Genomic DNA, 12727 nt, shown 5'->3' with positions numbered 1-12727 from the left:
AACATCGCCATGAGCGCACAGCATCGCGACTCCAAGGGCCGCCCCGTCGTCGCCGTCACCGGACTGGGTGTCGTCACCTCGCTCGGCCAGGGCAAGCAGACCAACTGGGAAGCGCTGACCGCCGGGCGATCGGGCATCCACCGCATCGAGCGCTTTCCGATCGACGGGCTGCGTACGACCATCGCCGGCACGGTCGATTTCCTCTTCGACGCCCCCTTCACGGCGCCTCAGCTTTCCGAAAAGCTCGCGACACTCGCCGCAGAGGAGGCCGTGAGCCAAAGCGGACTCGGCTTGGACGGTGATTTTCCCGGCGAGCTCTTCATGGCCGTTCCTCCCGTCGAGATGGAATGGCCGCAGAAGCAGGAACTGGCGCAAGCCATCGACGGCGACGTCGACTATGACGGATTGCTGCGCGCTGCCGCCTCGCACAAATACAAGGCCATGCACGAACTCTTCCTGTTCGGAGGCGTCGCCGATCACATCGCCGATCGGTTTGGTACCCGGGGTTCACCGATCTCGCTCTCGACCGCTTGCTCCTCCGGCGCGACAGCCATCCAGATGGGCGTGGAGGCGATCCGGCGCGGCGAGACGAGCGCGGCGCTGTGCGTCGGTACTGACGGCTCGGTCCATGCCGAAGCGCTGATCCGCTTCTCCCTGCTCTCGGCCTTGTCGACCCAGAACGATCCGCCGGAAGGCGCATCCAAGCCCTTTTCAAAGAACCGCGACGGGTTCGTCATGGGCGAAGGGGCCGGGGCGCTGGTTCTCGAGGATTACGACCACGCCTTGGCGCGGGGCGCGACCATCCTCGGCATCGTTGCTGGGTGCGGCGAGCGCGGCGACGGCTTCCACCGCACGCGTTCGAGCCCGGACGGCAAGCCCGCGATCCTTGCCATGCAGGATGCGCTGGCCGATGCAGGGCTGACGCCGGACGATGTCGACTACATCAACGCGCACGGCACCTCGACGCCCGAGAATGACAAGATGGAGGCGATGAGCTGCTCCGCCGTCTTCGGCGAGCGCATGGCGCGCCTGCCGATCTCCTCGAACAAGTCGATGATCGGCCATACGCTCACGGCCGCCGGTGCCGTCGAAGCGGTGATCTCGCTTCTGACCATCGCCAATGGCCGCATCCCACCGACGATCAACTACAACCTACCCGACGCCGCCATTGCCCTCGATGTCGTGCCGAATACGGCGCGCGACGCCAAGGTCAGGACCGTCATCTCCAATTCCTTCGGCTTCGGCGGGCAGAACACCTGTCTCGTGCTGACCGCCCCCCCGGAGGCGGCATGACCCGCATTCTCGTCACCGGCGGCGCCAAGGGCGTTGGCGCCGAGATCGTGCGCGCGCTCGCAGCGGCAGGACATGATGTCGATTTCACCTATCGGTCATCGACCGGTCAGGCACTGGCGCTGGCAGCCGAGATCGGCGCGGCGCATCCAGGCCAGGCCGTTCGCGCGCTGCCGCTCGATCTCGCCGACAAGACGGCTTTGGACACATTCTGCGAGACGGTCGAGGGCGACAGCTATTTCGGCTTCATCCACAACGCCGGACAGCCCTATGACTCGCTCGCAGCGATGATGGTGCAGGACAAGGCAGAAGCGACCATGCAGGTCAATTTCTGGGCCTTCACTCGCCTTGCCAAGAGCCTGATGCGCGGCATGCTGCGCGCCCGCAGCGGACGGATCGTCGCGATCGGATCAGTGGCCGCGCTGCGCGGCAATCCGGGCAATGCCGCCTATGCCGCCTCGAAGGGCGCGCTGATTTCCTACGCCAACACCCTGGCCGTCGAAACCGGCAAGCGCGGCGTCACCGTCAACGTGATCGCGCCGGGCTTCATCGATACCGACATGATGGCACCCTACGCCGCCTATCGGGAAAAGATGGAAAGCCAGATCCCCGCCGGCCGCTTCGCGAAGCCCGAGGAGATCGCCGGGCTCGCCGCCTTCCTGATGAGCCCCCCGGCCGCCTATATCACCGGCACCGTGCTGCCGATCGACGGTGGCCTGACGGCACAGCTCGGCGTGCATCGCTGAGCGCGCTCAGCCGGCAGACATGTATTTGAAAGGCTCGACATGCGTTCCCTCCAGCTCTTCGGCGACCGTGACCTGCGCCTGACAGAAATCGACCCGCCGCCGCCGCCAGCTGCCGGCGAGGTGCAGATTCGCGTGCGCGCCGTCGGCCTGAACTATCTCGATGTCTGGGGCTTCCGCGGCATGGCCTTCGCCAAGCGCAAGATGCCTCAGGCGGCCGGTGTCGAGGCCGCAGGCGAGGTGGTGGCTGTCGGCGAAGGTGTCAGCCGTTTCCGGGAAGGCGACACCGTCACCATGTACGGCGCCGAGACCTGTGGTCACTGCAAGGCCTGCCGCGAGGGTCGCGACAATCTCTGCGAGAATGTCGCCGGCATCATGGGTTTCCATATCGACGGTTTCGCCCGCGAGCTGATCAACCGGCCCGAGCGCCTCGTGATCAAGGCTCCGAAGGGCGTGTCCTTTGAGGAGGCCGCCTGCGCGCCGATCGGCTTCGGCACGGTGCAGCACATGCTCTTCGACAATGCCAAGCTGGAGCCGGGTGAATCCATTCTCGTTCACGCCGGCGGCTCCGGCATCGGCACCGCCGCGATCCTGATGGCCAAGGCGATCGGCTGCACCGTCTACACCACCGTCGGCGACGATGAGAAGGGCGCCAAGGCCAAGGCGCTCGGCGCCGATTTCGTGGTCAACTACAAGACCGAGCGCTTCGAGGGCGAAGTGCGCCAGCTCACCAAGCGCAAGGGCGTCGATGTCGTCTTCGAGCATGTCGGTGCCGATACCTGGAATGGCTCGCTGCTTTGCCTGAAGCGCGGCGGCAGGCTCGTCACCTGCGGCGCGACGTCTGGCCCCTCGACCACAATGAACCTGATGCAGCTCTTCCAGCAGCAATACCGCATCTTCGGCTCCTTCGGCTGCCGCATCGAGAACATCGCGCAGTCGCTGGAGAAGATGGCGGGCGGCACGAAGCCGGTGATCGACTCGGTCTTCCCGCTCGAGGATTTCGAGAAGGGGCTCGCCCGACTCGAGGGCCGCAAGGTCTTCGGCAAGGTCATTGTTGCCTTCTGAGCCCCGGAATCGCGCGCCAGACTTGACCGGCGCGTATTCCTGACGCAAGTCGCGCGGCTGGCGCCGGGCCTTTCCGGCTCTTCGGAAAGAGGCCCTCGCGGCATTGAGACGTTTGAAGCACTTCGCGGGCCGGCTCGTTGCGGCCATCATGATCGGCCTGATCCGGGCTCTGTTCGGCTTCCTGCGCCTGCTCGGGCCGGAACGCGCCAGTGACCTCGGAGGCTGGCTGCTGCGCAGCGTCAGCCCGCTGATCCCGGTCAATCGCGTCGCACTGGCCAATATCCGTGCCGCCTTCCCCGAGAAGAACGAGGCCGAAGTCCGGGCGATCGCGCGGGGAGCCTGGGAGAATCTCGGCCGCACCGCTGCCGAGTACGCTCATCTCAAGACCCTGTTCGACTATGACGACGACAACCGGGATGCTCCCTCGCGGGTCGAGGTCTCCGGCATCGAGCATTTCGTCGCGCTGAAGGATGACCAGAAGCCAGGACTGATCTTCTCGGCGCATCTCGCCAACTGGGAGCTGCCGGCGATCTGTGCCGCGGCCTACGAGCTCGACACCACCGCGGTCTTCCGCGCGCCGAATGATCCGGCAATCGCCAACGTGGTGCACGAGATTCGCTCCGGCGCCATGGGCGGACTTGCCGCCGCGAAGCAGGGTGCTGCCTTCGCGATGCAGGGCGTGCTCGAGAGGGATGGCCATCTCGGCATGCTGATCGACCAGCATTTCACCCGGGGCGTGGTGATCCCTTTCCTGGGCCGCCCGGCCCTGACCAATCCGATCCTCGGCAAGTTCGCACGCCGGTTCGACTGCCCGGTCCATGGCGTGCGGGTCATCCGGCTGCCGGGGCAGCGCTTCCGGCTTGAACTGACGCCACCGCTCGACCTGCCCCGCGACGAAGCCGGCGAGATCGATGTCACGGGCGCCATGGCGATGATGACCGCGGTGGTGGAAGGCTGGGTGCGCGAGCACCCTGAGCAATGGCTCTGGATGCATCGGCGCTGGCGTCCGAACATGATCAAGTCGGCTGCGCTGGCGAATTACGGGGATACGACCTGGCCGCAGCCCAAATTCAAGGCAACGTGATTTCCAAGTGAGGCTCATTGAGCGCTTTGGTAACATCTTGCAGTCAGCTTGAAGCCGAGTTTCGAGAATGACCCGCCGGATACGCGCCCTTTCTGCCTTCCTTGCTGCCCTCACGTTTGGCGGCGCGACAGCGCTTGCCCAGACGCCGGCCAAGCCCCCAAGGGCGGTGATCGAACTTTTCACCAGCCAGGGCTGCTCGTCCTGCCCCGCGGCAGACGCGCTCTTCGTCGAATTGGCCAAGGATCCGAGCCTGATCGCCCTCACCATGCCGGTGACCTATTGGGATTATCTCGGCTGGAAGGACACGCTCGGCCAGGACGTTTTCAGCAAGCGCCAGAAATACTACGCCAAGGGGCGCGGCGACGGCCAGATCTACACGCCTCAGGCCGTGATCAACGGCGCTTCGCATATGGTCGGCTCCGACAAGGCCCAGATCGAGCAATCGCTCAAGGAGCACGCGAGCCCGGCTCTACCGGTCTCCGTCGCCCTGTCGGAAGCCTCCGGCCACCTGAGCATCAAGCTCGATCCCACCGGCGCCGGCAGCGAGCGCGGCGGCGGTGTCTGGCTGGTGCCGATCTCGCGCCTTGTCACGGTTCCCATCGAACGCGGCGAGAACAAGGGTAAATCGGTGACATACGCCAATGTCGTGCGCGGCATCGTCAAGATCGGCGAATGGACCGGAGCGGCAACGACGATGTCGGTCCCACTGGCGACGGCACAACTTCCGAATGCCGACGCTTATGTCGTCCTGGTGCAGGGCGACCAGCCCAATCGGGTGATCCTGGGCGCCGCGCGCAGCCCGCGCTGAGGTTTCAGAGCAGGACCACCTTGTTCGGCAGCTCGTCGACGTCGTCTGCCGCTGGCGGCGCATGGCGGGCGAGAACGCTGCCGACGGCTCCAACGGCATCGATCAGGCCTTCGCGCAGGCGGTCCTCCTTCGCTGCCCCGAGCAGCGGCTCGATGATGCCACGCCAGACCGCCTGATCGATCGTCTCGTCTATTCCGATATCCGCGACGATCTCGGCGTAGCGCTCCTGCAGGGCAATGTAGAGCAGGACGCCTGTGCGCCCACGCGTGCGGGTGAGGCCGCGCGCCGTAAACTCGCGCAGGGCCACGTCATGGGCCCGCCGGCGCTTGACGAAGCCAGGCACGAAGCGTCCACCGCGCCCATACCAGAGCAGCGTCACCATCAGAACCGCAGCGCAGACGAGTTGGATCAGGAAGATTCGCGGGGCGCTGGTTGCGGTCAGCATCAATAGCGGCCAGGGCACGAACAGGGCCAGCACCAGCGCCATCACCAGCGGCACGGTGTGGTAGCTGCTCGCAGCGCGGTCGATCACCACAACGATCTCGCCGGAGGTCAGGCTTTCCGCCTGCCGCACTGCTTCAGCGATCGCCTCCTGGTCTTGCGTATCCATCACCAACTCCCAGAAGCACCACCGCCGCCAGACGAGCCTCCGCCTCCTGAAAAGCCCCCGCCGGAACCCCAGCCCCCGCCCCCGCTCCAGCCGGAACCAGTCCCGGTCCCCCAACCTGAGCCGGTCGGCGGCAACGTCACCCAGCGGCCATCGCGCATCCGGTGCCTGCGCCCGCCGCCTTGCTGGTTCAGGCCACGCAGGATGCTGACCACGACGATGAAGATGAAGAACATCACCAGGATGACGGCCACATCCTCCCCGAAGCTGCTTTCATCACTGCGGACGGTCGCACGGCGCTGCCATTCTTCGGCATCTCCAGCCAGAATGCTCAGGATCGCATCGACGCCGCCCTCGATGCCTCCGGCAAAATCGCCCGTCTTGAACTTCGGTGCCATGGCTGTGGTGATGATGACTTTCGAGAGCGCATCGGTGAGCGCGCCCTCCAGCCCATAGCCAACCTCGATGCGGACCTTGCGCTCGTTCGGAGCGACGAGCAGCAACACGCCGTTGTTCCTGGCCTTCTCGCCGAGCTGCCAGTGCCGGAACAGGCGATTGCTGAAATCCTCGACGGCGTAGCCCTGGAGCGACGGCACGGTCGCGATCACGACCTGATCGCTCGTCTTCGCTTCATGGGCCTGCAGCTTCTGCTCGATGCGGCTGCGCGCCGCGGCATCGAGCAGATTGGCGCTGTCGACGATGCGACCGGTCAGAGCAGGAAAATTGGGATCGGCGGCAAGCGCGAAGCCGGCCCAGAGCAGGACAAGCAACAGGGAGAGATAACGGAGAACCCCTCTCCCTTCTGGAAGAGGGGCTACCCGGCCTGTTTCGTGAGCGAACCGGAGCACCCCGGGCGCCCCTTAGAACTTCACCTCCGGCGGCTTCTCTGCGCCCGCTGCCGCGGAGAAGGTCTCCATCGCCTTTGCGCCCCAGAACAGCCGCGCCCAGATCACGCCGGGGAAGGTGCGGATCTCGGTGTTGAAGCTCTGCACCGCCTGGATGTAGTCGCGCCGGGCCACCGCAACACGGTTCTCTGTGCCTTCAAGCTGAGACTGCAGGGCGAGGAAGTTCTGGTTCGACTTGAGCTCCGGATAGCGCTCGACCGTGACCAGGAGCCGCCCCAGAGCGCCCGTCAGGGCATTCTGCGCATCCTGGTATTCCTTGAACTTCGCGGGATCGGTGATGGTCGAAGCGTCGACCTTGACCTGCGTCGCCTTGGCGCGCGCCTCGATCACCTGCGTCAGCACCTCACGCTCCTGCGAGGCATAGCCCTTCACGGTCTCGACCAGATTGGGGATCAGGTCGGCGCGGCGTTGATACTGGTTCTGGACCTCGCTCCAGGCTGCTTTGGCCCTCTCCTCGAGTGTCGGCACATTGTTGATGCCGCAGCCCGCGAGCACGAGGCCGAAGAGGGTGACGGCCGCAAGCGCAAGGCTGCGACGACGAACGGTAGAGAGCGCGAACGACATGTCGATGCCCCTTTTGGCAATGATCGAGCGATCGATTCGGAGCTTAGCGCTCCGCTCGAGCGGGTGAAAGGCAGCTCGTACAATCACCCGTTGCGTTATCCGGACCTTGCATCGCAGCCCTTCCGCTGCTGGGATGCGCGTCAGCCTGCAGCGGGAGATCGCCAGCATGAACTTCTCGTTCTCCACATCGCGACGCGCCGGACGATCACCCCTTCTTGCACTGGCCGCCGCCAGCGCCTTCTGGGCAGGAGGCGCGGCCTCACAGCCCCTTGCGCCCGCGCCTGAAGCTGCGACCGGCCGAATCGCCAAGGCCGTCGGCACCGCGCAGCGCTACATGGCGGCCGCCGCCAACCCGCTCGCCGCCAGCGCCGGCCGCGACATCCTGCGCGCCGGCGGCAGCGCCACGGACGCCGCCATCGCGATCCAGCTCGTGCTCAATCTGGTCGAGCCGCAGAGCTCGGGCATCGGTGGCGGTGCATTCTTCGTGCACTGGGACGAGGCCGGACGAACACTCGTCACGCTGGACGGCCGCGAGCGCGCTCCGCAGGCCGCGAAACCCGACCGCTTCATCGGTCCCGAGGGCAAGCCGATGAAATTCATCGACGCCGTCGTCGGCGGCCGTTCGGTCGGTGTGCCCGGCACGGTCAAGCTGCTGGAGGAGGCGCACAAGCGCTGGGGCAGGTTGCCCTGGGCCACTGTCATGGCCCCCGCAATCAAGCTCGCGGAAGATGGGTTCACCATCTCGCCGCGCCTCAACGGCCTGCTTTCCGGCGAGACGAATCTCGCGAAGGACCCGCGCGCCGCCGCCTATTTCTACGAACCGGACGGCAAGGCCAAGGCGGTGGGCACGGTCTTGAAGAATCCGGCCTTCGCCGCGACGCTTCGCGCCGTCGCCGAGAGAGGGTCCGACGCTTTCTACTCCGGGCCGATCGCCGAGGACATCGTCTCGACCGTGACTGGCCACAAGACCAATCCGGGCGATATGACGCTCGCGGATCTGCAGGCCTACAAGGTCGAGGAGCGAGAGGCGGTCTGCGGCTCCTATCGGGTCTGGCGGATTTGCGGCATGGGACCGCCGAGCTCCGGCGCGATCGCCGTCCAGCAGATGCTCGGCGTGCTCGAAACCCAGAACATGGCCCGCCTCGGCCCCTCCGCCGAGAGTGCACACTGGTTCAGCGAGGCAGGTCGCCTTGCCTTCGCCGACCGCGCGCTCTTCCTCGCCGACCCGGCTTTTGTCAGCGTGCCGGTCAGCGGCTTGATCGACCGCGACTACATCCGCTCGCGCGCCGGGCTCGTCAGCCCCGACAAGTCGATGGGCCGCGCCAAGCCCGGCGATCCCCCCAACAAGCGGGCCCAGCTCTTTGCCCCCTCGGACGGCATCGAGAACGGCACGAGCCACATCTCGGTGATCGATGCCGATGGCAATGCGGTCGCGATGACCACGACGATCGAGGATGGATTCGGCTCGCGGCAGATGACCAGGGGCGGCTTCCTGCTGAACAACGAGCTGACCGATTTCAATTTCGCTCCGGAGGAGGAGGGCAAGCCCGTCGCCAACCGCGTCGAGGGCGGAAAGCGCCCGCGCTCCTCTATGGCGCCAACTCTGGTGTTCGATGCCTTCGGCCGGCTCTACGCCGTGGTCGGCTCGCCCGGGGGCAGCCAGATCATCGGCTTTGTCGGCAAGACGCTGGTCGCCCTGCTGGACTGGAAGATGGATCCGCAGGCCGCCGTCGACTTCGCCAATTTCGGCAGCCGCAATGGCCCCACCGAGCTTGAAAAGGGCACTGAGGCCGAGGCCTGGAAGACAGCGCTCGAGGCCAAGGGCCATGAGGTCAGGCTGCTGGAAATGACCTCCGGCATCCAGGCGATCGTCAAGACCCCTGAAGGCTTTGTCGGGGGAGCCGACGGCCGGCGCGAGGGCGTGGCGATCGGCGACTAACGGGTCCGGCACATCATGCCCGGGCGAATTCCGGGCCTCATCGGCTTCGGAATGTCCCGGGACGGCAATGCGCCCGAGACAGGCGGCAAGCGCTAAGCCTGCCCGACCGGCCGTTCCCCGCCCGCGCCGCGTCCGGCGATCAGCCAGTAGACGAAGCCGGTGGCGGCCCCGACCAGGAACAGCGCTGCAATGATCTGTGTCTCGCTCGCCGTCGGTGCGCGTGACAGCCGCAGCATGGCGAGCGGCAGCAGCGCCGCGAACATGCCTGTCAGCCCGCTCTGGATCAGCCCGCTGCGGATGCGGAAGAGCTCGGAGCCGACCGCGACGAGAACGACCGGCGCGACCATGATTGCAAAGCCCAACCGGCCGAGCAGCGTGAAGGCAGCTTCCGCCGTGGGGCCGGGATCGAAGCCGCTCTCGGCCTGGGCGAAAAGCGCTGTGAGCAGGCGCTCGAAGCCGCCGCCGATCAGCAGCGCGATGTCAGGCGAAACCACGCTCGCGATGAGCAGGGCAAACATCCCAAATCCCATCGCAACGAGCAGCGCGAACGGAATCAACAGCAGCCAACGCAGCATATGTCAGCTCGCCAGCGCCGCAGCTTCGGCCTCGCTCTGCTCCAGCATTAGCCGGGCACGAGCCGAGAGCTTTTCGGTTTCGCTCTTGAGCTGGCCGCAGGCGGCGAGGATGTCGCGCCCGCGTGGCGTGCGCACCGGCGAAGCGTAGCCTGCGCGGTAGACGATCTCGGAGAAGCGCTCGATCCGGTCCCAGTCAGAGCATTCATAGCGCGTGCCGGGCCAGGGATTGAACGGGATCAGGTTGATCTTGGCCGGAATGCCCTTGAGCAGCCTGACGAGTTCGCGCGCCTCGGCATCGCTGTCGTTGACGCCCTTCAGCATCACGTACTCGAAGGTGATGCGCTTGGCGTTCGACAGGCCGGGATAGTTGCGGCAGGCCTCGAGCAGGTCGCGGATCGGGTACTTCTTGTTCAGGGGGACCAGTTCATTGCGCAGGTCGTCGCGCACGGCATGCAGCGAGATCGCCAGCATCGTGCCCATCTCCGCGCCGAGCGCTTCGATCTGCGGCACCACGCCGGAGGTCGAAACCGTGATGCGGCGACGGCCGAGCGACAAGCCCTCATTGTCCGAGATCACGTCGATCGCATCGCGGACGCCGTCGAAATTATAGAGCGGCTCGCCCATGCCCATGAAGACGATGTTCGAGACGAAGCGGCCACCGTCATTCGGCACGAAAGCACCCTCGGGCGGCGTGCGCCCGGGGAAGTCGCCGAGACGATCGCGCGCCACCATCAGCTGCGCCACGATCTCCTCGGTGGTGAGGTTGCGCACCAGGCGCTGCGTACCGGTGTGGCAGAAGGTGCAGCTGAGCGTGCAGCCGACCTGGCTCGAGACACAGAGCGTGCCGCGGTCGACCTCGGGGATATAGACGCATTCGATCTCGGCACCACGATCTCGTGCACCGACCGGAGGCATCCGCAGCAGCCATTTGCGTGTGCCATCGCTCGAGACCTGCTCGGCCGTTACCTCCGGCAAATCGAGCGTGAAACGCTCGGCCAGCGCAGCGCGCAAGACCTTGCTGATCGTTGTCATCGCGGAGAAATCGCGGACGCCGTAATGATAGATCCAGTTCCAGAGCTGGCCGACGCGCATGCGTCGCTCCTTCTCGGAAACGCCGATTTCAGCCAGCGCATCGGATAAGCCGGCGCGTGTGCGCCCGACCAGCGAGGCAGGTCGCAAAACGGGTTCGGCCGCCGGAGCGGGGGAAGCAGGGACGGACAGGGACATCGGAACTCGGGCTCAAGCGGGCATCATGCGCCCGCGCTCGGCGGGCTCATATCATAATCCGCATAAAGCGCGAAATCGGCGGAAATGCGCCGCCTGCCCGCGTTACTTGCAGGCGTCTTCGGCGCGCTTGACGATCTGGTTGAGGCCGGCGAGCGAGTATTTGTCGCTGGTCGGATTGCCGCGTTTCGACATGCCCTTGACCTCGAGGCTCGCGCCCTTGCGCAGCGCGTCGAGCATGCGGCCTTCCTCAGCCGGATTCTTGAGCCACATGTTCTGGCCCTTGGCGACAAGCGCGAAGCGCTCATTGCCGATGATCGCCTGATGCTCGACATCTTCCTTGAGGTCGAAATTCATCACCAGGCTGATCTCGTTGCGCACCCCTTCGGTGGGGCGGCTGGAGACGAAGAGCATGCCTTCGACATCCTTGAGATTGGCAGGGATGCGGGTTTCCGCCTTGGAAAGCGCGTAGCAGACCTTGGATCGGCCCTGCTGCGACGAGAAGGCCTGCCATTTCCCGGCAGTCTCGAGCAGCATCGCCTGCGCCTGGCCCGAAGCCGCAGCGCGTTGGGCCGGAGCAGGCGCTCGCTGCGCCTGGGCCGGGGAAATCAGAAACGGCAAGGCCAGCGCGACAAGCGCCGAGGCCAGTTTCGCATGCCGGGTGGCGGTGACGCCGGTTCGGAAGTAGTTGAGAATCATCGACCGCCATCAATCAGCAGAAATGTTAACAGCATCTCTATTTCCGAAGCATTTTGCGCGGAACCTCAAGAATGCCTGAACCATAGGATGTCACGATCCTGGCGAAAATGCGAATATGACGCTGCCGCGAGCAAGGTTCCGCTCGCACCGGCGCCGTGGCACAATCCGCCTGGAAACAAGCGGTGATCGGCGGTGTCCGGGCGGAATCGCAGGCACGAGCCAGGCTGAGGACGGTGCGTAGAGATGAAAGCACTGCTTTGCGAGACCCACGGGCCAGCAGAAAACCTCGTGATCCGTGACCTGCCCGATCCGAAGCCGGGCCCGGGCGAGGTTGTCATCACCGTCAAGGCGGCGGCGCTGAACTTCTTCGACACGCTGATCATCCAGAATCGCTACCAGACCAAGCCGCCCCTGCCCTTCTCGCCAGCAGGCGAATGCGCGGGCATCATCAGCGCGATCGGCCGCGATGTCGAAGGGTGGCGCATCGGCGAGCGTGTTGCCGTATGGCTCGGGCATGGTGGGGCGCGTGAAAAGGTCGCGGTCTCCTCTCGGGCGATCGTGCGCGTGCCGGATACCCTTGATGACGCGCAGGCTGCCGGGCTCTTCGTGACCTATGGCACCGCGATGCACGGCCTCATCCAGCGCGCCGGGCTCAAGGCCGGCGAGACCCTGGCCATTCTCGGCGCGGGCGGCGGCGCAGGCCTCGCCGCCGTCGAGATCGGCGCCTTGCTCGGCGGCCATGTCATCGCCTGCGCCTCCTCGCCGGAGAAGCTGGCGCTGGCGCGTGAACATGGCGCCCAGGAGGAGATCGATTACAGCATCGAGGATGTGAAGGCGGGCCTGCGGCGCCTGACCGAGAACCGTGGCGTCGACGTGCTCTACGACACGGTTGGCGGCGATCTCGCCGAGCCGGCATTGCGCGCCATGGCCTGGGAGGGGCGCTATCTCGTTGTCGGCTTTGCCGGCGGCGCGATCCCGAAGATTCCACTCAACCTGCTGCTCCTCAGGAGTTGCGACCTGCGCGGCGTGTTCTGGGGTGAGTTCGTCGCGCGCGAACCGGCGGCGCATCGCCGCAACATGGAACGACTGCTGGAATGGGCCGCAGCCGGGCGCATCAGCGCCCATGTTCACGCCACCTTCCCGCTCGAACGCGCTACAGAAGCGTTTGCGATGATCGGGGATCGCAAGGCGCAGGGCAAGATCGTCCTGACGCCCTGAACGGGG

General features: G+C 65.8%; 13 protein-coding genes. 7 read left to right on the top strand and 6 right to left on the bottom strand.

From position 1 onward, the window contains the following. Positions 1 to 9: 9 nt before the first annotated feature. The 5 genes from BIWAKO_RS10360 to BIWAKO_RS10340 all read left to right on the top strand — a co-directional run bounded on the left by BIWAKO_RS10360 (position 10) and on the right by BIWAKO_RS10340 (position 4990). On the top strand, positions 10 to 1293 hold the full coding sequence (locus BIWAKO_RS10360) for a beta-ketoacyl-ACP synthase (RefSeq protein ID WP_069878632.1): 1284 nt from the start codon (positions 10 to 12) through the stop codon (positions 1291 to 1293). After that, a complete protein-coding gene (locus BIWAKO_RS10355) occupies positions 1290 to 2036 on the top strand; it encodes an SDR family NAD(P)-dependent oxidoreductase (RefSeq protein WP_069878631.1) in 747 nt (248 codons plus the stop codon). The genes BIWAKO_RS10360 and BIWAKO_RS10355 overlap by 4 nt, the downstream gene beginning before the upstream one ends. A 39-nt stretch (positions 2037 to 2075) precedes the next feature. Further along, positions 2076 to 3098, top strand: coding sequence for a zinc-binding dehydrogenase (locus tag BIWAKO_RS10350; protein WP_069878630.1), 1023 nt, complete (start codon positions 2076 to 2078; stop codon positions 3096 to 3098). Between the two features lie 103 nt (positions 3099 to 3201). Further along, complete coding sequence (locus BIWAKO_RS10345; RefSeq protein WP_074471531.1) at positions 3202 to 4182, top strand: lipid A biosynthesis lauroyl acyltransferase; 981 nt, start codon at positions 3202 to 3204, stop codon at positions 4180 to 4182. Between the two features lie 67 nt (positions 4183 to 4249). Then, positions 4250 to 4990: a DUF1223 domain-containing protein gene (locus BIWAKO_RS10340; RefSeq protein WP_069878629.1), complete on the top strand. Its 741-nt coding sequence runs from the start codon at positions 4250 to 4252 to the stop codon at positions 4988 to 4990. A gap of 4 nt (positions 4991 to 4994) precedes the next feature. Here BIWAKO_RS10340 and BIWAKO_RS10335 read toward each other — a convergent pair whose 3' ends face one another. From BIWAKO_RS10335 to BIWAKO_RS10325, 3 genes are all read right to left on the bottom strand, one after another. Then, the gene (locus BIWAKO_RS10335; protein WP_069878628.1) at positions 4995 to 5600 is read right to left on the bottom strand and encodes a TPM domain-containing protein; all 606 of its coding nucleotides are present in this window, start codon (positions 5598 to 5600) and stop codon (positions 4995 to 4997) included. Continuing rightward, positions 5600 to 6367, bottom strand: a complete 768-nt coding sequence (locus BIWAKO_RS10330) for a TPM domain-containing protein (protein ID WP_244523404.1) — start codon at positions 6365 to 6367, stop codon at positions 5600 to 5602. The genes BIWAKO_RS10335 and BIWAKO_RS10330 overlap by 1 nt, the downstream gene beginning before the upstream one ends. 90 nt (positions 6368 to 6457) lie before the next feature. Further along, complete coding sequence (locus tag BIWAKO_RS10325) at positions 6458 to 7066, bottom strand: LemA family protein (RefSeq protein ID WP_069878626.1); 609 nt, start codon at positions 7064 to 7066, stop codon at positions 6458 to 6460. Positions 7067 to 7232: 166 nt separating this feature from the next. On the opposite strand from BIWAKO_RS10325, the gene ggt reads away from it, so the two are divergent. Continuing rightward, positions 7233 to 9005, top strand: a complete 1773-nt coding sequence (gene ggt / locus BIWAKO_RS10320) for a gamma-glutamyltransferase (protein ID WP_069882339.1) — start codon at positions 7233 to 7235, stop codon at positions 9003 to 9005. Positions 9006 to 9097: 92 nt separating this feature from the next. Here the strand turns inward: ggt and BIWAKO_RS10315 are convergent, their stop codons facing one another. From BIWAKO_RS10315 to BIWAKO_RS10305, 3 genes are all read right to left on the bottom strand, one after another. Further along, positions 9098 to 9580 (bottom strand): hypothetical protein, encoded by a 483-nt coding sequence (locus tag BIWAKO_RS10315; protein WP_069878625.1) that lies wholly within the window; start codon positions 9578 to 9580, stop codon positions 9098 to 9100. A 3-nt stretch (positions 9581 to 9583) separates the two neighbouring features. Beyond that, entirely contained in the window at positions 9584 to 10807 is a 1224-nt protein-coding gene (gene rlmN / locus BIWAKO_RS10310; protein ID WP_069878624.1) for a dual-specificity RNA methyltransferase RlmN, read from the bottom strand. A gap of 102 nt (positions 10808 to 10909) precedes the next feature. Beyond that, complete coding sequence (locus BIWAKO_RS10305) at positions 10910 to 11503, bottom strand: hypothetical protein (protein ID WP_084651246.1); 594 nt, start codon at positions 11501 to 11503, stop codon at positions 10910 to 10912. A 243-nt stretch (positions 11504 to 11746) separates the two neighbouring features. Between BIWAKO_RS10305 and BIWAKO_RS10300 the strand changes: the two genes are divergently transcribed. Then, the gene (locus BIWAKO_RS10300) at positions 11747 to 12721 is read left to right on the top strand and encodes an NADPH:quinone oxidoreductase family protein (RefSeq protein ID WP_069878623.1); all 975 of its coding nucleotides are present in this window, start codon (positions 11747 to 11749) and stop codon (positions 12719 to 12721) included. Positions 12722 to 12727: the final 6 nt, after the last annotated feature.

It is taken from the genome of Bosea sp. BIWAKO-01 (genome assembly GCF_001748145.1).
Taxonomy (GTDB): domain Bacteria; phylum Pseudomonadota; class Alphaproteobacteria; order Rhizobiales; family Beijerinckiaceae; genus Allobosea.
This window is presented reverse-complemented; position numbering and strand designations above follow the sequence as displayed.

Coding starts and splice junctions, on each gene's coding strand:
- BIWAKO_RS10360 (WP_069878632.1), top strand. CDS start 10: ATGAGCGCACAGCATCGCGACTCCAAGGGCCGCCCCGTCGTCGCCGTC.
- BIWAKO_RS10355 (WP_069878631.1), top strand. CDS start 1,290: ATGACCCGCATTCTCGTCACCGGCGGCGCCAAGGGCGTTGGCGCCGAG.
- BIWAKO_RS10350 (WP_069878630.1), top strand. CDS start 2,076: ATGCGTTCCCTCCAGCTCTTCGGCGACCGTGACCTGCGCCTGACAGAA.
- BIWAKO_RS10340 (WP_069878629.1), top strand. CDS start 4,250: ATGACCCGCCGGATACGCGCCCTTTCTGCCTTCCTTGCTGCCCTCACG.
- BIWAKO_RS10335 (WP_069878628.1), bottom strand. CDS start 5,600: ATGGATACGCAAGACCAGGAGGCGATCGCTGAAGCAGTGCGGCAGGCG.
- BIWAKO_RS10325 (WP_069878626.1), bottom strand. CDS start 7,066: ATGTCGTTCGCGCTCTCTACCGTTCGTCGTCGCAGCCTTGCGCTTGCG.
- ggt (WP_069882339.1), top strand. CDS start 7,233: ATGAACTTCTCGTTCTCCACATCGCGACGCGCCGGACGATCACCCCTT.
- BIWAKO_RS10315 (WP_069878625.1), bottom strand. CDS start 9,580: ATGCTGCGTTGGCTGCTGTTGATTCCGTTCGCGCTGCTCGTTGCGATG.
- rlmN (WP_069878624.1), bottom strand. CDS start 10,807: ATGTCCCTGTCCGTCCCTGCTTCCCCCGCTCCGGCGGCCGAACCCGTT.
- BIWAKO_RS10305 (WP_084651246.1), bottom strand. CDS start 11,503: ATGATTCTCAACTACTTCCGAACCGGCGTCACCGCCACCCGGCATGCG.
- BIWAKO_RS10300 (WP_069878623.1), top strand. CDS start 11,747: ATGAAAGCACTGCTTTGCGAGACCCACGGGCCAGCAGAAAACCTCGTG.